We start from the raw sequence: 17,841 nt of genomic DNA, 5'->3' as shown, positions 1-17,841 counted from the left end.
TCGTTCTTCGACCATAGGGCGCAACGCAGCGCGACTTCGTCGCAGCTTGGTCGCATTCGTCGCAAGCCAAGCGCCGCTGCGCCTCGACCTCCGCCACAATGAAATCATGGCCATCGTGAACGAGGGTGTAATGCGCGGCAGGGGGCGTCGGTCCCCCGCCGAACCCGGTTTGACCGTCGGTTGCTTCGCATCGATCGGTCGCCGAAGGCTCGCGGACGCGCTGTTGCAGCTCGCCCGCCGCCATCCGGAGATCGCCCTGGGCGTCCATGAGGCCGCCCGCACGCAGCTGTTGCCGGCAGTGGCAACCGGCATGTTGCAGTTCGTGATCGTGCCGGGCGTCGAACGCGACGATCATCCGTCGGCGCCGCTATGGACCGATCATGTGGTCGTCGCGATGTCGCGCCGGCATCCGCTCGCCGCGCACGAACGGATCCGTGTCGTCGACCTCGATCAGGCGCGGATGCAGATGCCGGTTTCGCGACACCATCGCGACGGCGAGGTCCACCGATTCCTGTCCTATTGCGTTCGACCGCTCGGGCCCGTGATCGGCGGGCCGCTCGTCGATCTGCCGATGGCGCGGATTCTTGAGCGGATCGCCGAAGGCGACGGTGCCGCACTCGTCTGCGGCAGCGATGTCGACGATCTGGACGATCGCATCGTCGTCCGCGAGATCGACGCGGCCGGCGCCGCCTTTCCGGTTCGCGGCTATTGGCGCGATGGCGAGCCCGGCGAGGCGGTGGCCGGGCTGGTCGCCGCACTCCAGCGTCCCACCCGGATCGCCAACGCCTGAACCCGGCGCCGATTGCACGCGCGCCCCATCGCGTTATCAGGGCGGGAAAGGGGAAGGGGTGCATGGCCAGTCTGTTTCGTCTGAAATCCATCGTCGCCGATCACGATCGACCGCATGAACACCGCCTGCAACGCAGCCTTGGCTGGCAGCATCTGGTGGCGCTGGGCGTCGGCGCGATCGTCGGCACCGGCATCCTGACGCTGATCGGGGTGGGTGCCGATCGGGCGGGGCCGGCGGTGATCATCTCGTTCGCGATCGCCGGCGCGATCTGTGCCTGCGCCGCGCTCGCCTATGCCGAGATGGCGACGATGATTCCCGCATCGGGCAGCGCCTATACCTACAGCTATGCCAGCCTGGGCGAGATCGTGGCGTGGGTCGTCGGGTGGAGCCTGCTCGCCGAATATACGCTGGTGGTGGCGACGGTGGCGGTCGGCTGGTCAGGCTATACCAACGGCTTTCTCCAGGGGCTGGGCATGGATCTGCCCGCCTGGATGGTGCACGGCCCGGCCGTCGCCGGCACGATCGGGCAGGACTGGCACATCGTCAGCTGGGGCGTGAACGTGCCCGCGATCGTGATCGTGGCGGCGGTTGCCGGGATGCTGATCCTCGGCACGCGCGAAAGTGCCACGATCAACGCCGGTCTGGTCGTCATCAAGCTGATCGCGCTCGCCGTGTTCGTCGTGATCGCGCTTCCCTATTTCGATTCGGCCAATTTCCATCCGTTCATGCCGTTCGGTTTCGGCAACCAGCCGAGCGCCGATGGCGTCAGCCGGGGCGTGATGGCGGCGGCGGCGATCATCTTCTTCGCCTTTTACGGGTTCGATGCGATCTCGACCGCGGCCGAGGAGGCCCGGAATCCGGGCCGCGACCTTGCGATCGGGATTGTCGGATCGATGCTGGTCTGCGTGGCGATCTATATGGTGGTGGCGCTCGCCGCCGTCGGGGCGCTGCCCTTTGGCCGCTTTGCCGACAGCCCGGAGCCGCTTGCGCTGATCCTGCGCGAAATCGGTCAGCCGGGCACCGCCACCTATCTCGCGGCATCGGCGGTCATCGCGCTGCCCACGGTGATCCTGGCCTTTCTCTACGGCCAGAGCCGCATCTTCTTCGTCATGGCGCGCGACGGGCTGTTGCCGAGTAGCCTGGCGCGCGTGTCGTCGCGCGGGACGCCGGTGCGGATCACGATCTTCACCGCCCTGATCGTCACCTTCTTCGCGGCGTTCTTTCCGATCGACCAGATCGCGGCGCTCGCCAATGCCGGCACGTTGACTGCGTTTGCCGCAGTGGGCCTGTGCCTGCTGGTGATGCGCGTCCGCTCGCCCGACATGCCGCGCCCGTTCCGCACACCGGCGGCGTGGCTGGTGGGGCTGGGGGCGATCTTCGGCTGCTTCTACCTGTTCCTCAGCTTGCCGCATCAGACCCAGATCGCGTTCGGCGCCTGGAACCTGTTGGGCCTAGCCGTCTATTTCGCCTATGCCCGCCGCAACGCAGCAAAGGGTGACGCATGAGCGGTTGGACGATCGGGATCATCGGCGGTTCGGGCCTCTATGATGTCGAGGGAATCGAGGGCGGCGAATGGGTGGCGGTGGACAGCCCCTGGGGCCGGCCGTCGGACGCATGCTTTGTCGGGCATGTCGGCCATGTGAAGGTGGTGTTCCTGCCGCGCCATGGCCGGGGGCACCGCATCAGCCCGTCTGACCTCAACGTGCGCGCCAATATCGACGTGCTGAAGCGGCTGGGCGTCACCGACGTGCTCGCCGTCTCCTCGGTCGGTTCGCTCGCCGAGGAACGCGCGCCCGGCACGTTCACCATCGCCGACCAGTTCATCGATCGAACGAAGGGGCGACCGTCGAGCTTTTTCGGGGAAGGCATGGTCGCGCACGTCTCGATGGCCGATCCGGTCTGCCCGCGCCTCTCCGCGCTGGCGGCGGAGGCCGCACGGGCGGCGGGGGCCACGACGCATGTCGGCGGCACCTATCTGGCGATGGAAGGGCCGCAATTCTCGACGCGCGCGGAAAGCCATCTCTATCGCAGCTGGGGGTGCCACATCATCGGCATGACCGCGATGCCCGAGGCGAAGCTCGCCCGCGAGGCGGAGCTTCCCTATGGGCTGGTCGGCATGGTGACGGACTATGACTGCTGGCGCGAGGGCGAGGAGGCGGTCGACGTCGCGCAGGTGATCGCCCAGCTGTCGGACAATGCGGGCAAGGCGCGGCGAATGGTGATGCACCTGCTTCGCAACCTGCCGGCCGAACGCACGCCGTCGCCGATCGACACCTGCCTCGACACGGCGCTGATTACCGCGACCGGCGCGCGCGATCCGGCATTGCTGGCAAGGCTGGATGCCGTCGCAGGAAGGGTGCTTGGGCGATGATGCGCACTCTGATCGTCGCCGCCGCGCTGGTCGCTGCCATTCCCGCCGCCGCGCAGGACGAGGTTGCCGATCCGTCGCAGGATCTGCGCTGGCAGAACAACCAGTCGCTGGCGCTTGCCAGCCGCAGCTCGGCACAGGGCTGGCGCGTACTCGACGGCGGGCTGCGATGGCGCCGGGTGAAGGGGGACGGCTCGGGCGCGCATCCCTCGGTCAGCGACATGGTGACGCTGCACTATGCCGGGCGTTTCGTGGACGGCACCGAGTTCGACAGCTCCTATGGTGGCCCGCCTGCGCGGTTCCCGCTGGGCCGGCTGATCCGCGCCTGGCAGATCGCGGTGCCACTGATGGGGGCGGGCGACACGATCGAAATCGCGGTGCCCGCCGAGCTCGGTTATGGCGTTCGCGGCAAGGGGCCGATCCCGGGCGGCGCGACTCTGCTGTTCACCATCGAATTGCTAGGCGTCGGCGCGGATTAAACCTGTGCTCCTTAAAACGAAAACGGCCCCGTGCATCGCTGCGCGGGGCCGTTCTGCGTTGGGCGAGGCTCAGATCAGGCGAAGCTGACCTTTGCGCCGCGCGAGCGATAGCGGATCGCGCCGCCGATCGCGCCGAAGCCCAGGATCATCATCAGCCAGCTCGACGGTTCGGGCACCGCGCCGCCTGCGAAATAGGCCTTGTAGACGTCTGCCGTCGAGAAGACGTAGCCGGTGTTGGCGAGCACATCGAGGTTAACCCCCCAGCCGATCGCATCGAGCAGGCCCAGATCGGCGGCCGTCATCTCGTCGACCACGCCGTCGCAGATATAAGGATTCATGATCCCGATCAGATTGGCGCAGCCGCCCGGCGCCTTCCAGTGCGACGCCTGCCAGCCGTCACCATAGTTGGAGCCTGTCGAGAAATAGGAGTCGCCGAGGAACGCCGTATCGCCGCCATCGATCGAGAAATACGCAGGCACGTTGAAGCGCCAGTTCAGCGTATCGCTGCCGGTGTAGCGGAACATGTCGAGGGCATAGGCCCACCAGTAGTTGTCCGTCGGGAAGCCGCCGCCGACCGAATAGTCGAAATCGTCCGCCGCACTGAGGAATCCGAGCGCATGGCCCATTTCATGGATCGCCACGCCGATGAAGTCATAAGTGCCGGCGGTGATGCCGTCGGTCGGATCGAAGTCGAACGCGAAGGTGCTCGAGAACTGGATATTGGCGTCGGTTCCGGCTGTGTCGCCATACAGCGCCTGATAATTGGACGAGGCCAGCGCCATCGTGTTCGTGATCGCTTTGCCATCCGGGGCAGCACGACCGCCGGTGGCGCGAACGCCGGACTTGCTCGCGACATTCTGATATTGCGGAACGATTGCCTTGACGCTCCCGGTAGCGCTCAGCGGCTGGAGGCTGGCGACCGCCTGCATATCGAGCGCACTGGTGGCGTTTGCCGACAGCGCATCATAATAATCGGAGATCGGCACATAGGTGTTGAGCGTGGTGCTGGTGCCGCCGAGAATGCCCGCGCCGAGCGCCGAAAAGCCCACATCGAATTCGATGGTGACGTTGTTGGTCAGCACGCTTTCCCAGTAGCTCGCGGCAATCTTGAAGCCGAGCTCTGCAGGCGATCCGGTCACGCCGCCAATGTCGTTGAGCACGATCTTCGTCTGCGCCGAAGCAGGTGCCACCGCTGCGCAAGTCGCGCCAGCCACCGCGACGCTGCACAGCAGCGCCTTCGTCATCGCCTTTTTCATCAAAACCCCCTGTTGGTTGATGAGAATACGTCAACCGCCGATCAATCTTGGTTAACCGACTATTAACCAAGGTGCTGGACCTTCGGGGCTCAGGTCAAGCCGATTCTTGCACTGCGGCAAATAAATGGGCTGTTACTGCCCTGAAATTGGACATAACCGACATAAAGCGCCGCCGAATGACGGTCGGACCTTGCCGGTGCATGCCAGAAACGACAGCGGCGCCGCCCCAGGGTCGCTGGGGGGCGCCGCCTACATCGCCCGAAGGCGACTCGATCAGGCCGCGAGCTTGCGCAGCACGTAGTGCAGGATGCCGCCGTTGAGGAAATATTCCAGCTCGTTGACGGTATCGATCCGGCAACGGGTGAGGAAGGTTTCCGACGAACCATCGGCGCGCGTCAGCTTCACTTCCACGTCCTGGCGCGGGCGGAGGCCCGCGACGCCGGTGATGGTGAAGGTTTCCGAGCCGTCCAGCTTCAGCGTCTCGCGGGTCACGCCCTCGGCGAACTGCAGCGGCAGCACGCCCATGCCGACCAGGTTCGAACGGTGGATGCGCTCGAAGCTCTCGGTGATCACCGCGCGGACGCCGAGCAGGTTGGTGCCCTTCGCCGCCCAGTCGCGCGACGAGCCGGTGCCGTACTCCTTGCCCGCGACGATGACGAGCGCGGTGCCGTCGGCCTTGTGGCGCATCGCGGCGTCGTAGATCGGCATCACTTCGCCGGCATATTTGGTCATGCCGCCTTCGACGCCCGGCACCATCTCGTTCTTGATGCGGATGTTGGCGAAGGTGCCGCGAACCATGACTTCATCGTTGCCGCGGCGCGCGCCGTAGCTGTTGAAGTCCTTCTTGGCGACCTGGTGCGACTGGAGGAACGCACCGGCGGGCGAGTCCGCCTTGATGCTGCCGGCGGGCGAGATGTGATCGGTGGTGATCGAATCGCCCAGGATCGCCAGCGGCTTGGCGTCGACGATATCCTGCACCGGCGCCGGGGTCATCGACATGCCGTCGAAATAGGGCGGGTTGTGGATGTAGGTCGAGCTGGTCGGCCAGGCATAGGTGTCCGACACGGTGACGCTGATGCCCTGCCAGTGGCTGTCGCCCAGATAGACGTTGCCGTAGCGCGAGCGGAACATCTCGTCGTCGATGTTCGCCGAGATCAGGCCCTGGATCTCCTCGTTCGAGGGCCAGATGTCCTTGAGGAACACCGGCGCGCCGTCCGAACCGGTGCCGATCGGCGTCTCGTACATGTCCTCGGTCACCGTGCCCTTCAGCGCATAGGCGACGACCAGCGGCGGCGAGGCGAGGAAGTTGGCGCGGACGTCCGGCGAGACGCGGCCCTCGAAGTTGCGGTTGCCCGACAGCACCGAGGCGGCGACGATGTCGTTGCCGTTGATCGCAGCCGAAATCGGCTCGGCGAGCGGACCCGAATTGCCGATGCAGGTGGTGCAGCCATAGCCGACCAGGTTGAAGCCGATCGCATCGAGATCCTCGGTGAGGCCGGCCTTGTTCAAATAGTCGGTGACCACCTGCGAGCCCGGGGCGAGCGAGGTCTTCACCCACGGCTTGCGGGTCAGGCCCTTTTCGCGCGCCTTGCGGGCGACGAGGCCGGCGGCGATCAGCACCGACGGATTCGAGGTGTTGGTGCAGCTGGTGATCGCGGCGATCACCACGTCGCCGTCGCCGATGTCATGGTCGCGGCCCTCGACGCCGACGCGCGCGGGCTGCTCCTTCTTGTACACCTTGGTCAGGTCGCCGTTGAACACTTCGTCGACGCTGTCGAGGCTGACGCGGTCCTGCGGACGCTTCGGGCCGGCGAGCGACGGGCGCACGGTCGACATGTCGAGCTCGAGCGTGTCGGTGAAGATCGGCTCCACCGCATCCTCGCCGTGCCACATGCCCTGCGCCTTGGCATAAGCCTCGACCAGCGCGACATTCTCTTCGCTACGGCCGGTGAGGCGCATGTAATCGAGCGTCTTGTCGTCGATCGGGAAGAAGCCGCAGGTCGCGCCATATTCCGGCGCCATGTTGGCGATGGTCGCGCGATCGGCGAGCGTCATCGCGTGCAGGCCGGGGCCGTAGAACTCGACGAAGCGGCCGACGACGCCCTTGGCGCGCAGCATCTGGGTGACGGTGAGCACCAGGTCGGTCGCGGTGATGCCCTCGGCCAGCTTGCCGGTGAGCTTGAAGCCGACGACTTCGGGGATCAGCATCGACACCGGCTGGCCGAGCATCGCGGCTTCCGCCTCGATGCCGCCCACGCCCCAGCCGAGCACGCCCAGGCCGTTGACCATCGTCGTGTGGCTGTCGGTGCCGACCAGCGTGTCCGGATAGGCGATCGTGGCGCCGTCGGGCGCCTGCGACGACCAGATCGACTGGGCGATATATTCCAGGTTCACCTGGTGGCAGATGCCGGTGCCCGGCGGGACCACCGAGAAGTTGTTGAGCGCCTTCGAGCCCCACTTGAGGAACTCGTAGCGTTCGGCGTTGCGCTCGTACTCGAGCTTGACGTTGTCTTCGAACGCCGTCGGCGTGCCGAACTCGTCGACCATCACCGAGTGGTCGATCACGAGGTGCACCGGCACCTGCGGGTTGATCTTGGCCGCATCGCCGCCGAGCTTGGTGATCGCGTCGCGCATCGCGGCGAGGTCCACCACGCAGGGCACGCCGGTGAAGTCCTGCATCAGCACGCGCGCGGGGCGATACTGGATCTCACGGCTGGGGGCCTTGGGGTTCTGCTGCCAGTCGACGATTGCTTGTGCATCTTCGGGCGTGACGGTCACGCCGTCGTCGAAGCGGAGCATGTTCTCCAGCAGCACCTTCATCGAGAAGGGCAGGCGGCTGACGTCGCCGAGCTTCGCCGCCGCCTTGGGGAGCGAGTAGAAGCTGTAGGTCTTGCCGGCGACGGTGAGCGAGTCACGCGTGCCGAGCGTATCGTTGCCGATGGCGGTCATGAGGCGCGGGGTCCTTTCCCTGATCTGGTCCGCCGGGCGCTCGGTGGACGCAGCCCATTATAGGCCGCGCGGGCGCACCGTCGGGGTGCTGCGAATGCGAAGATTCGCGAGGGGCCTTAGCGCGCATGGGGCGCCGGGGGAAGGGCACTCAGGCGATGTTCGCGGTACCAGCGTTGCCCGCGTCGCGCCACCGTGCCGCCATGCTCTTGCCGCGGCGCAAGAAGCGTATAGAGCCCGCCCGAAGCGATGCCGGATTCCCCGGCGTCACGGGTTCGTTCGAGTTCCCCCTTCGATGCTGTCGACGACGTCCGCCTCGCCGAAGAACCGGCTGCGTGTTTCGCTGCGTGGCCGCGGCGCGGCCGTGCTGCTGGCGCTCGCGGTCGAGGTACTGATCGCGCTGCTGCTCCTGTGGATGAGCCCGGTGATCCAACCCCCGAAAAAGCCGGGGTCGGTTGTTTTCGGGATCAATGTCTCATCGGGCGACGAGGCTGCGGCCAAGGCCGAAACCAAGACGCCGGAACCGGCGCGAAAGCCCGCCGGCGCCCGTGCCGAACAACCGCAGCCGCAGCCGCCGACGCCCGAACTGCCGCCGCCGCCAGTCGTGCCGCCTGTCCCGAACGGGCCGCCGAGCTTCATTGTGATGAGCCGCAACGACTATGCCGCGTCGGATATCGCACGCGCTCCGGCAACGCCGTCGGGCGCCGAGGGCGATCGTGCGGCGACGGCAAGTGCGGATGCGGGCGGCGAAGGGGACACGCCCCGCGCGGGCACCGGCCCCAATGGCGAGCCGCTTTATGCCGCCGACTGGTATCGGCGCCCCAATGACCGCCAACTCTCGCCCTATATCTCCGCTCGCTCGCTTGGCCGCGATGGCTGGGGCGAAGTCGCATGCCGCACTGTCGCCCGATACCAGGTGGTCGATTGCCAGGAACTGGGCGAATATCCGGCAGGCTCAGGCTATGCCGGATCGGTTCGTCAGGCGGCGTTCCAGTTCCTCGTCAAACCGCCCCGAGTGGGCGGAAAGGCGCTGATCGGCAGTTGGGTCCGTATCCGCATCACCTATACCCGGCAGGGCGGCGGGGAGTAGCCGCCGCCCTGGTGAGGATCAGCCCAGCGCGGCCTTGAGCTTGGCGAAGAAGCCGCTTGCTTCCGGGCATTCCTCGCCCGTCTCGGTCCGCCGGAACTCTTCGAGCAGTTCGCGCTGGCGGGCGTTGAGCTTGGTCGGCGTTTCGACTTCGAGCCGAACGACCAGATCGCCGCGTCCGCGCCCCTGAAGCACGGGCATGCCCGCACCGCGCTGGCGAACTTCCCGGCCCGATTGCGTGCCAGGGTGGATCTTGATCACATGCCGCTCGCCATCGAGGCCCGGAATGCCGATCTCGCCGCCCAGCGCCGCCGTGGTGAAGCTGATTGGCGCGGTGGCGTAGAGCGTCGTGCCCTGCCGCTCGAAAAGCGAATGGCGGGTGACGTGAAGGAAGATGTAGAGATCGCCTGCCGGTGCCCCGCGCGCGCCGGCCTCGCCCTCGCCGGTCAGGCGGATGCGGGTGCCCTCGTCGACGCCGGGCGGAATCTCGATCTTGAGCGTCTTGGTCTTGTCGGTCCGGCCCTCGCCGCGGCAGCTGCGGCACGGTTCGGCGATCACCTCGCCGGCGCCGTGGCAGGCGGGGCAGGTGCGTTCGACCATGAAGAAGCCCTGCTGCGCGCGCACCTTGCCGTGGCCGCCGCAGGTGGTGCAGGTCTTGGCCTTAGTGCCGGGCGTGGCGCCCGAGCCCTGGCAGCTGTCGCACGGGCCGGAGACGTCGATGGTGATCTCGGTCGAATGGCCGTGGAAGGCCTGTTCGAGCGAGATTTCCATGTCGTAGCGCAGGTCCGCGCCGCGCCGCTGGGGCCGGCCGCCGCCGCGCCCGCCGCCCATGAACTCGCCGAACACGCTTTCGAAAATGTCGCTGAACGCGCCGAAATCGCCCTGGCCGCCATGATGGCCGCCGCCGCCGCCGTTCTGGAAGGCGGCATGGCCGAAGCGGTCGTACGCCGCGCGTTTCTGCGGGTCCTTCAGGCAGTCATAGGCTTCGCTGATCGCCTTGAACTTCGCCTCGGAATCCTTGCACCCGGCATTCTTGTCCGGGTGATATTTCATCGCGAGCTTGCGGTAGGACGATTTGATCGTCGCATCGTCCGCGGTGCGCTCGACCTGGAGCAGTTCGTAATAATCGACTTCGGTGGTCATTCACTCGGCCCCCAACCCTCGGCCGTCACCCCAGCGAAAGCTGGGGTCTCCAACCGCGGGCTGCGCGGCGGAAGATGCCAGCGTTCGCTGGCATGACGGCCCGGGTTCATCCGTTACGCCTTGTTGTCGTCCACTTCCGAGAATTCGGCGTCGACCACTTCCTCGGCGCCGGCGTCGTCGCCGGTCGCGGCGCCCGCGTTCGGCGAGGCGTTTTCGGCAGCCTGCTTCTCGTAGATCGCCTGGCCGAGCTTCATCGCCACCTGGGCGAGGTTCTGCGCCTTGGCGGTCATCGCATCGGCATCGCCGCTTTCAATCGCCGACTTGGTCTCGGCGATCGCCGCCTCGATCTCGCCCTTCAGCGCCGCGTCGACCTTGTCGCCATTCTCCTGGAGCTGGCGCTCCGTCGTGTGGACGAGGCTCTCGGCGTTGTTCTTGGCTTCCGCCGCGGCACGCCGCTTCTTGTCCTCTTCGGCGAACTTCTCGGCATCGCGCACCATCTGCTCGATGTCGTTGTCCGAAAGACCGCCCGAGGCCTGGATGCGGATCTGCTGTTCCTTGCCGGTGCCCTTGTCCTTGGCGGAGACGTTGACGATGCCGTTGGCGTCGATGTCGAAGGTGACTTCGATCTGCGGCACGCCGCGCGGCGCCGGCGGGATGCCGACCAGGTCGAACTGGCCGAGCAGCTTGTTGTCCGCCGCCATCTCGCGCTCGCCCTGGAAGACGCGGATCGTCACCGCCTGCTGATTGTCATCGGCAGTCGAGTAGACTTGGCTCTTCTTGGTCGGGATCGTGGTGTTGCGGTCGATCATGCGGGTGAACACGCCGCCCAGCGTCTCGATGCCGAGGCTCAGCGGAGTCACGTCGAGCAGCAGCACGTCCTTGACGTCGCCCTGGAGCACGCCGGCCTGGATCGCCGCGCCGATGGCGACGACTTCATCCGGGTTCACGCCGGTGTGCGGCTCCTTGCCGAAAAAGTCCTTCACGACCTGGCGGACCTTGGGCATGCGGGTCATGCCGCCGACGAGCACGACTTCGTCGATCGCATCGGCCTTGACGCCGGCATCGGCCAGCGCCTTGCGGCACGGCTCGAGCGTGCGCTTGATCAGGCCGTCGACCAGACGCTCCAGATCGGCGCGGGTGATGTTCTTCACCAGGTGCTTCGGGCCGTTCTGGTCGGCGGTGATGAAGGGCAGGTTGACCTCGGTGGTCTGCGCCGAGCTGAGCTCGATCTTCGCCTTCTCGGCCGCTTCCTTCAGGCGCTGGAGCGCCAGCTTGTCTTTGGTCAGATCGATGCCTTCGGCCTTCTTGAACTCGTCGGCCAGGAACTGGACAATCGTCGAGTCGAAGTCCTCGCCGCCGAGGAACGTGTCGCCATTGGTCGCCTTCACTTCGAACACGCCGTCGCCGATTTCGAGGACGGAGATATCGAACGTGCCGCCGCCAAGGTCATAGACCGCGATGGTCTTGTTGTTGTCCTTGTCGAGACCGTAAGCGAGCGCGGCCGCGGTCGGCTCGTTGATGATGCGCAGCACTTCGAGGCCCGCGATCTTGCCGGCGTCCTTGGTCGCCTGGCGCTGGGCGTCGTTGAAATAGGCCGGCACGGTGATGACGGCCTGCGTCACGCTCTCGCCGAGATAGGATTCGGCGGTTTCCTTCATCTTCTGCAGGATGAACGCCGAGATCTGCGACGGGCTATATTCCTCGCCGCCCGCCTTGACCCAGGCGTCGCCGTTCGAGCCGCGCGCGATCGTGTAGGGCACCAGTTCGGTGTCCTTCTTGGTCACGGGGTCGTCGAAGCGGCGGCCGATCAGGCGCTTCACCGCGAAGATGGTGTTGTCCGGGTTGGTCACCGCCTGGCGCTTGGCCGGCTGGCCGATCAGACGCTCGCCATCCTTGGCGAAGGCGACGATCGACGGCGTGGTGCGCGCGCCTTCAACATTCTCGATCACCTTGGGCTTGCCGCCTTCCATCACTGCGACGCAGCTGTTGGTCGTGCCCAGATCGATACCGATAACTTTAGCCATGGTCCTCGTTGGCCCCCAGAGTCAAAAAATGGATCGAACATGGTCCCGCCAAGGCCCCACAAGCGGCAGCCCCGGCATGGACTTACGAAGCGCGATATAGGTGCGGTGTGTCTTGCCGCAAGACGCGCAGCTTTCTAGAGCTTTTCCCAAAGCGGGAGGAGGGCGCGATGCGGGCGTTGGTTGGGCGGCTTTTGGTTGGGATCGTCGCAACGGCGTCGCTGGCGGCGTGCGCACCGAAGGCGGACCTTCGCGTCGATGGTGCCTGGGTGCGGCTTCCCGCCGTGCCGGGGCGTCCCGGTGCCGCCTATTTCACGCTCCACGGCGGCAAAAAGGATGCCGTGCTTGTCTCCGTATCCTCGCGCGTCGCCGAGCGCGCCGAACTTCATGAAAGCGCAAGCGATGCCAGCGGCATGATGCAGATGCGCGCGATCGCCAACGTGCCCGTCCCCGCAGGCGGCGAGGTTCGCTTCGCCCCGGGCGGGCGCCACGTCATGCTGTTCGGCCTCGATCCCAAGCTGCGCGCCGGTGAGCGCACCAGCTTCACGCTGCACCTTGCGGACGGCCGAACGGTGACAGCCTCGGCCGATATCGTCGGCCCGGGTGCGACGCCCTGATCTAGTTCGCGGTGCCGGCGAGAACCGTTTCCAGCATCCGGCCCATGTTCACGGCGGTATAGGGCTTCTGCAACACCAGCGCCCCGGCATGATCGGGCGGCAGCTGGAGCTGCTCGCCATAGCCGGTGGCGAAGCAATAGGGAATGCCGGCATCGCGCAGCATGTCGGCGATCGGCAGGCTTGTCTCGGTGCCCAGATTGACGTCGAGAATGGCGATTTCGAAGCGTTGGCTGGCCAGTTCTTCGCGGGCGGCCGCGATCGAGGCGGCGGTTGCCACCCGGCTGGCGCCGAGGCGGATCAGAATGTCCTCGGCGTCCATCGCGATGATCAGGCTGTCCTCGACCAGCAGCACCGGTCCGCTCAGCACCGTTTCGGGGCGTGCCTGCTGCGCGCGCGCATGGTCGTCCGCGAGCGCGGCGTGCCGCGCCGTTTCGGATTCGTCGAGCAGCACGTGCCGCGCGGGGATGCAGAATTCCGCCTCCAGCCCGGTCAGCGGATAGCGGACGGTCGCGGTGCCGCCCAGATCATAGGGGACCGAACGCTGGATGATCGTCGTGCCGAATCCCTGGCGGCTCGGCGGCTGTACCGCGGGGCCGCCGCGTTCGCGCCACTCGATCCGGCAATCGCCGTTTGCATCGATCGACCAGCGCACCGCGACCACGCCGCTGTCCGAAAGCGCGCCGTATTTGGCGGAATTGGTCATCAGCTCGTGGAAGACCAGCGCCAGCGTGGAAAAGGCGGTGGGGCGCAGCAGCACCATCGGTCCTTCGGGCTGCAGCCGATCCGATCGTTCGCCAAGATAGGCCCCCGCCTCGGTGCGCAGCAGCCGCCCCAGCGGCGCGGGGCTCCAATTGTCCTCGGTGATCTGATCGTGCGCGCGCGCCAGCGCCTCGATTCGCCCTTCGAGCATGGTGATATAGTCGCCTGCACTGAGACCCGAGCCGCGCGATTGCCGCACCAGCCCGCGGATCAGGCCCAGGATGTTGCGCACCCGGTGGTTGAGTTCGGCGATCAGCAATTCCTGGCGCTCGGACGCGCGCTGCCGCTCCTCCTGCGCATCATGGGAGAGACGCAGCACGATCTCGATCAGCGACGCGCGCAGCACTTCCGCCACGCGCACTTCGGGATCGGTGAACGGCAGCGATCGGCCGCGCACCTCCTGTCGCCAGGCGTCGAAGCTGCTGCGCGGCGTCAGCCGCGCGCCGTTCGGCCCGAGCTCCGCCGGTTTGTGCGGATCGCCGCCCCAGGTGACGGTGCGGACCAGTTCCTGCCGGAACAGCAGCACATAGTCGCGCGGCGCACGGCTGATCGGGATCGCCAGCAGCCCGGCACCACGCTCGGCATAATCGGCGGCCTGGGGCAGCACGTCTGACAGATGGTCGGTCGCGAAGACGCGGCCAGCCGCCATTGCGTTGAGCCGGCGGACGATCGCCGCGAACGCATCCTGCGGCGGGGTGATTCCGCTGAAGGCAACCTTGCCGTCGATCCAGATCGCGATTCCGTCGCACGGCACCACCTCGCGCAGCCGCTCGCCCAGCCATTCGGGGTCGTCGAGCAGGCTCGCATTGCCCGCCACCGCCGCCAGCAGCCGGTCGCTGGTCGCCCGCGCGGCCGCTTCATAGGCCGACAATGCCTTGCGCTCGCGGCTTTCGAGCTTGAGCGCGAACATCTGCCCGAACAGCTCGGCGATCGAGCGGCGCTCGAATCCCGGCCGACGCGGGCCGCCATAATGGTGGCAGGCGAACAGGCCCCACAGGCGGCCGCCGACGATGATCGAAATCGACATCGACGCGGCCACGCCCATATTGTGGAGATATTCGATATGGATCGGCGACACCGAGCGCAGCACCGACAGCGACAGGTCGATCGGCTCGCCCCGTTCGTCGCGCTGGGGCAGGATCGGCACGGCCTCGGCATTGACGTCGGCAATGATGCGGAACGGGGTGCGCAGATAGAGCTTGCGCGCCTGCGCCGGAATGTCGGTGGCGGGATAGCGCAGATCGAGAAAGCTGCCGATCCCGCTTTTCGCCGCCTCGGCCACCACCACGCCCGATCCGTCCGTTTCGAACCGATAGACCATCACCCGGTCGAAGCCGGTGAGCGCGCGGACCTGGCGTGCGCCCTCGCGGAAGAATTCGGGCAGCGCCTCCTTTTCGTCGAGGCGCCCCATCATCGCGCGGATCGTGCTGGCGGTATCGCTCGTCGCGTCGGCGGTGCAGACCTCGCCCTCGACGATGATCGTGTCGCCGACGATGTGCAGCGCCAGATCATAGGCGCGATCCTGCCGCTTGAGCGCCTTGATGCCGAACAGGCGCTCCAGCGCGTCCCCGCCGCGCAGCAATGTCAGGCGGTTGCGCAGCGCGTGGATCGCCTCGTCCTCGAAATGGTCGTTGATCGAGGTGCCGAGCAGATCGTCGACGGTCACGCCCAGATACTGATCGACATTGGCCGAGGCGCGCCGGACGAGCCAATCGCTCGAAAAGGCGATCAGGAACCCGAAGGGCTGGATCGCGCCGAGCTGATGAATCGGCTCACGATCGCAATTGGTGAGATTGACTGCAAAATCGCCCGATACGCCCGTCACGCAACCATCCTTCCAAGCCACCTCGTTCCGGCGGCCTCGAAGCGGTCGAACGCGTCCAATGCTGCATCCACGGCGATGTCCAATTGAGTCGGCAGATACAGGAGCTGATCGAGCTTTTCCAGCAATTCGCGCCATTTCTCAGACGGTTGTTCCGCGTCGAGATAGCGTGTCGGCATGCCCGGCGCGACCGAACGGCTGAGCAGGCGTCCTCCCAGGCGCGAGCCTTCGAGCACATACAGCGTGCCCGCCACCGCCGCGACCGAGGCGAAGGGGGTGGGCGGCGCGGCGGCCGGGGCAGGGGCGGAATGGCCCAGTTCCGTAAGGTCCGCGGCCAGCGCCGCACTGCGCCGGCGGGCGGGCCAGTCGGCGATCACAGGCACGGTATCGGACGCGTCGAGCCGGGCCTCGATCGGGCGAAGCGCCTCGTCATGCGCGGCCAGCAACGCGACATAACCGCCCCGCCGGCCAAGATCGAAACCGCCAAATGCGGCATCGACGCGCGCATGCGCCGCGCCGGTCGCCTCGCGCAGACGGCGTCGGGTGGGGTTCATGCAGCAGTGGCCGGCGTAGCGACGTTCACCCGCAGACAATAAACGAACGATGTTCCGGTTCCAACCGGACCGAAACGGCCGAAATGCCAGCGTCGATCCTCTCTTGCCGCAGCAAGGGAGGAATAGAATCGATCACGCCGCGCCGAACACCCGCGCGAAGATCGTGTCGACATGCTTGTAGTGATAGCCGAGGTCGAACTTGTCCTCGATCTCCGCCGGGCTGAGCGCGGCCGTGACTTCCGCATCGGCCTTGAGCAGTTCGAGCAGCGAGAGTTCGCCGTCCGACTCCCACACCTTCATCGCGTTGCGCTGGACGAGGCGATAGGCGTCCTCGCGGCTAACCCCCGCCTGGGTCAGCGCCAGCAGCACGCGCTGCGAATGGACCAGCCCGCCCATGCGGTCGAGATTCTTCTGCATCCGCGCCGGATAGACGAGCAGCTTATCGACCACGCCGGTCAGGCGGGCCAGCGCGAAATCGAGCGTGATCGTCGCGTCGGGGCCGATATAGCGCTCGACCGACGAATGGCTGATGTCGCGCTCGTGCCACAGCGCGACATTTTCCATCGCCGGGGTGACATAGCCGCGCACCATGCGGGCGAGGCCGGTCAGGTTTTCGGTGAGCACCGGGTTGCGCTTGTGCGGCATCGCCGAGCTGCCCTTCTGGCCGGGCGAGAAATATTCCTCGGCCTCGAGCACCTCGGTGCGCTGAAGATGGCGGACTTCGACGGCGAGGCGCTCGATCGACGAAGCGATCACGCCGAGCGTCGCGAAGAACATCGCGTGGCGGTCGCGCGGGATCACCTGGGTCGAGACGGGCTCGACGGTCAGGCCCAGCTTCTCGGCGACATGCGCCTCGACGCGCGGATCGATATTGGCGAAGGTGCCGACCGCGCCCGAGATCGCGCAGGTGGCGATGTCGGCCCGCGCCGCCACCAGCCGCGCCTTGTTGCGTTGGAATTCGGCATAGGCCTCGGCCAGCTTCAGGCCGAACGTCACCGGCTCGGCATGGATGCCGTGGCTGCGGCCGATCGTCGGCGTCATCTTGTGTTCGCGCGCGCGGCGCTCGATCACCGCCAGCAGCGCGTCGATATCGGCGATCAGCAGGTCGCTGGCGCGCGCCAGCTGCACCGCCAGGCAGGTGTCGAGGACGTCGGAGCTGGTCATGCCCTGGTGCATGAAGCGCGCCTCGTCGCCCACCTGTTCGGCCACCCAGGTGAGGAAGGCGATCACGTCGTGCTTGGTCACCGCCTCGATCGCGTCGATCGCGGGCACGTCGATCGCCGGATTGGTCGCCCACCAGTCCCACAGCGCCTTGGCCGCGCTCTGCGGCACCACGCCCAGATCGGCCAGCGCCTGCGTCGCGTGCGCCTCGATCTCGAACCAGATGCGGAATCGCGTCTCGGCCGACCAGATCTCGGTCATCGCGGGGCGGGCGTAGCGGGGGACCATGTCGTTCCTTCACGGATAGGGTGGGGGCCGCTCGACCGAGACGGCCGGGCCGGCGTGGCCCGTAGCAAGGCGCGGCCGGCCGGGCAACCGGCGCGGCGTTCACGCGCCCCGCTGGAACGGCAGCAATGCGCGATAGGCCTCGGCGGGCGGCTTGCCGTGCAGCGTCATGCCGGCTGCCAGCAGAAAGGCATGGCGGACGATCTCCGCCTGCTGCTCGATGCCATAGCGGTCGAACGGCTTGCCGGGCTCGTAATCATAGCGATAGCGGCAGAAGGGGTGTCGCCTGATCGGCAGGAACAGGCCCGACTGATGTTGCCAGACATGCGCCATCTCATGGATGAACAGGCCCTGCAGGCTCAGATCCGCCTGGCCGAAATCGTCGCGATACAGGTCGCCGCGCGGCGAGAAATGGATCGTGCCGAGCGGCGCCATCACGGTCCGCGCGGGCTGGAAGAACGCCCATTTGGCATGGGCGATGCCGGCGCGGGCATAATCGATCGCGTCGCCGAACACCGATCTCGCCAGCCGCACCTCGCCGTCGGTGAGCGGC

General features: G+C 66.8%; 14 protein-coding genes. 6 read left to right on the top strand and 8 right to left on the bottom strand.

Annotated features, from left to right (window positions below):
• Positions 1–106 precede the first annotated feature (106 nt).
• The 4 genes from ACX40Y_RS02110 to ACX40Y_RS02095 all read left to right on the top strand — a co-directional run bounded on the left by ACX40Y_RS02110 (position 107) and on the right by ACX40Y_RS02095 (position 3,637).
• Positions 107–790, top strand: a complete 684-nt coding sequence (locus ACX40Y_RS02110) for a LysR substrate-binding domain-containing protein (RefSeq protein ID WP_459117876.1) — start codon at positions 107–109, stop codon at positions 788–790.
• A 62-nt stretch (positions 791–852) separates the two neighbouring features.
• Complete coding sequence (locus ACX40Y_RS02105) at positions 853–2,295, top strand: amino acid permease (RefSeq protein WP_459117875.1); 1,443 nt, start codon at positions 853–855, stop codon at positions 2,293–2,295.
• Entirely contained in the window at positions 2,292–3,161 is an 870-nt protein-coding gene (locus ACX40Y_RS02100; RefSeq protein ID WP_459117874.1) for an S-methyl-5'-thioadenosine phosphorylase, read from the top strand. Before ACX40Y_RS02105 ends, ACX40Y_RS02100 begins: the two co-directional genes overlap by 4 nt.
• A complete protein-coding gene (locus ACX40Y_RS02095; protein WP_459117873.1) occupies positions 3,158–3,637 on the top strand; it encodes an FKBP-type peptidyl-prolyl cis-trans isomerase in 480 nt (159 codons plus the stop codon). The genes ACX40Y_RS02100 and ACX40Y_RS02095 overlap by 4 nt, the downstream gene beginning before the upstream one ends.
• A 74-nt stretch (positions 3,638–3,711) precedes the next feature.
• Here the strand turns inward: ACX40Y_RS02095 and ACX40Y_RS02090 are convergent, their stop codons facing one another.
• Positions 3,712–4,893, bottom strand: coding sequence for an NF038122 family metalloprotease (locus ACX40Y_RS02090; protein WP_459117872.1), 1,182 nt, complete (start codon positions 4,891–4,893; stop codon positions 3,712–3,714).
• Positions 4,894–5,166: 273 nt separating this feature from the next.
• Entirely contained in the window at positions 5,167–7,842 is a 2,676-nt protein-coding gene (acnA, locus tag ACX40Y_RS02085) for an aconitate hydratase AcnA (protein ID WP_459117871.1), read from the bottom strand.
• Between the two features lie 292 nt (positions 7,843–8,134).
• Here acnA and ACX40Y_RS02080 point away from each other — a divergent pair, with 292 nt between their 5' ends.
• Positions 8,135–8,929: a hypothetical protein gene (locus ACX40Y_RS02080; RefSeq protein ID WP_459117870.1), complete on the top strand. Its 795-nt coding sequence runs from the start codon at positions 8,135–8,137 to the stop codon at positions 8,927–8,929.
• An 18-nt stretch (positions 8,930–8,947) separates the two neighbouring features.
• Here ACX40Y_RS02080 and dnaJ read toward each other — a convergent pair whose 3' ends face one another.
• Together dnaJ and dnaK are read right to left on the bottom strand one after the other, a co-directional pair.
• On the bottom strand, positions 8,948–10,069 hold the full coding sequence (gene dnaJ / locus ACX40Y_RS02075; protein ID WP_459117869.1) for a molecular chaperone DnaJ: 1,122 nt from the start codon (positions 10,067–10,069) through the stop codon (positions 8,948–8,950).
• A gap of 113 nt (positions 10,070–10,182) precedes the next feature.
• On the bottom strand, positions 10,183–12,093 hold the full coding sequence (gene dnaK / locus ACX40Y_RS02070; RefSeq protein ID WP_459117868.1) for a molecular chaperone DnaK: 1,911 nt from the start codon (positions 12,091–12,093) through the stop codon (positions 10,183–10,185).
• Positions 12,094–12,260: 167 nt separating this feature from the next.
• Here dnaK and ACX40Y_RS02065 point away from each other — a divergent pair, with 167 nt between their 5' ends.
• Entirely contained in the window at positions 12,261–12,707 is a 447-nt protein-coding gene (locus tag ACX40Y_RS02065; protein ID WP_459117867.1) for a copper chaperone PCu(A)C, read from the top strand.
• A 1-nt stretch (position 12,708) separates the two neighbouring features.
• Here the strand turns inward: ACX40Y_RS02065 and ACX40Y_RS02060 are convergent, their stop codons facing one another.
• The 4 genes from ACX40Y_RS02060 to ACX40Y_RS02045 form a co-directional block, all read right to left on the bottom strand.
• Positions 12,709–15,291, bottom strand: coding sequence for an HWE histidine kinase domain-containing protein (locus tag ACX40Y_RS02060; protein WP_459117866.1), 2,583 nt, complete (start codon positions 15,289–15,291; stop codon positions 12,709–12,711).
• Positions 15,288–15,842, bottom strand: coding sequence for a biliverdin-producing heme oxygenase (locus ACX40Y_RS02055; protein WP_459117865.1), 555 nt, complete (start codon positions 15,840–15,842; stop codon positions 15,288–15,290). Before ACX40Y_RS02055 ends, ACX40Y_RS02060 begins: the two co-directional genes overlap by 4 nt.
• A 132-nt stretch (positions 15,843–15,974) precedes the next feature.
• On the bottom strand, positions 15,975–17,291 hold the full coding sequence (purB, locus tag ACX40Y_RS02050) for an adenylosuccinate lyase (protein WP_459117864.1): 1,317 nt from the start codon (positions 17,289–17,291) through the stop codon (positions 15,975–15,977).
• Positions 17,292–17,390: 99 nt separating this feature from the next.
• Positions 17,391–17,822: a vgr related protein gene (locus tag ACX40Y_RS02045; RefSeq protein WP_459117863.1), complete on the bottom strand. Its 432-nt coding sequence runs from the start codon at positions 17,820–17,822 to the stop codon at positions 17,391–17,393.
• Between the last annotated feature and the right edge of the window lie 19 nt (positions 17,823–17,841).

This window comes from Sphingomonas sp. RS6, from assembly GCF_054489705.1.
The sequence above is the reverse complement of the archived record's forward strand: the minus strand, read 5'-3'. Positions and strand labels throughout refer to the sequence as shown.

What these genes read in the sequence shown, in the direction of transcription:
- ACX40Y_RS02110 (WP_459117876.1), top strand. Translation starts at nt 107, where the DNA reads ATGGCCATCGTGAACGAGGGTGTAATGCGCGGCAGGGGGCGTCGGTCC.
- ACX40Y_RS02105 (WP_459117875.1), top strand. Translation starts at nt 853, where the DNA reads ATGGCCAGTCTGTTTCGTCTGAAATCCATCGTCGCCGATCACGATCGA.
- ACX40Y_RS02100 (WP_459117874.1), top strand. Translation starts at nt 2,292, where the DNA reads ATGAGCGGTTGGACGATCGGGATCATCGGCGGTTCGGGCCTCTATGAT.
- ACX40Y_RS02095 (WP_459117873.1), top strand. Translation starts at nt 3,158, where the DNA reads ATGATGCGCACTCTGATCGTCGCCGCCGCGCTGGTCGCTGCCATTCCC.
- ACX40Y_RS02090 (WP_459117872.1), bottom strand. Translation starts at nt 4,893, where the DNA reads ATGAAAAAGGCGATGACGAAGGCGCTGCTGTGCAGCGTCGCGGTGGCT.
- acnA (WP_459117871.1), bottom strand. Translation starts at nt 7,842, where the DNA reads ATGACCGCCATCGGCAACGATACGCTCGGCACGCGTGACTCGCTCACC.
- ACX40Y_RS02080 (WP_459117870.1), top strand. Translation starts at nt 8,135, where the DNA reads ATGCTGTCGACGACGTCCGCCTCGCCGAAGAACCGGCTGCGTGTTTCG.
- dnaJ (WP_459117869.1), bottom strand. Translation starts at nt 10,069, where the DNA reads ATGACCACCGAAGTCGATTATTACGAACTGCTCCAGGTCGAGCGCACC.
- dnaK (WP_459117868.1), bottom strand. Translation starts at nt 12,093, where the DNA reads ATGGCTAAAGTTATCGGTATCGATCTGGGCACGACCAACAGCTGCGTC.
- ACX40Y_RS02065 (WP_459117867.1), top strand. Translation starts at nt 12,261, where the DNA reads ATGCGGGCGTTGGTTGGGCGGCTTTTGGTTGGGATCGTCGCAACGGCG.
- ACX40Y_RS02055 (WP_459117865.1), bottom strand. Translation starts at nt 15,842, where the DNA reads ATGAACCCCACCCGACGCCGTCTGCGCGAGGCGACCGGCGCGGCGCAT.
- purB (WP_459117864.1), bottom strand. Translation starts at nt 17,291, where the DNA reads ATGGTCCCCCGCTACGCCCGCCCCGCGATGACCGAGATCTGGTCGGCC.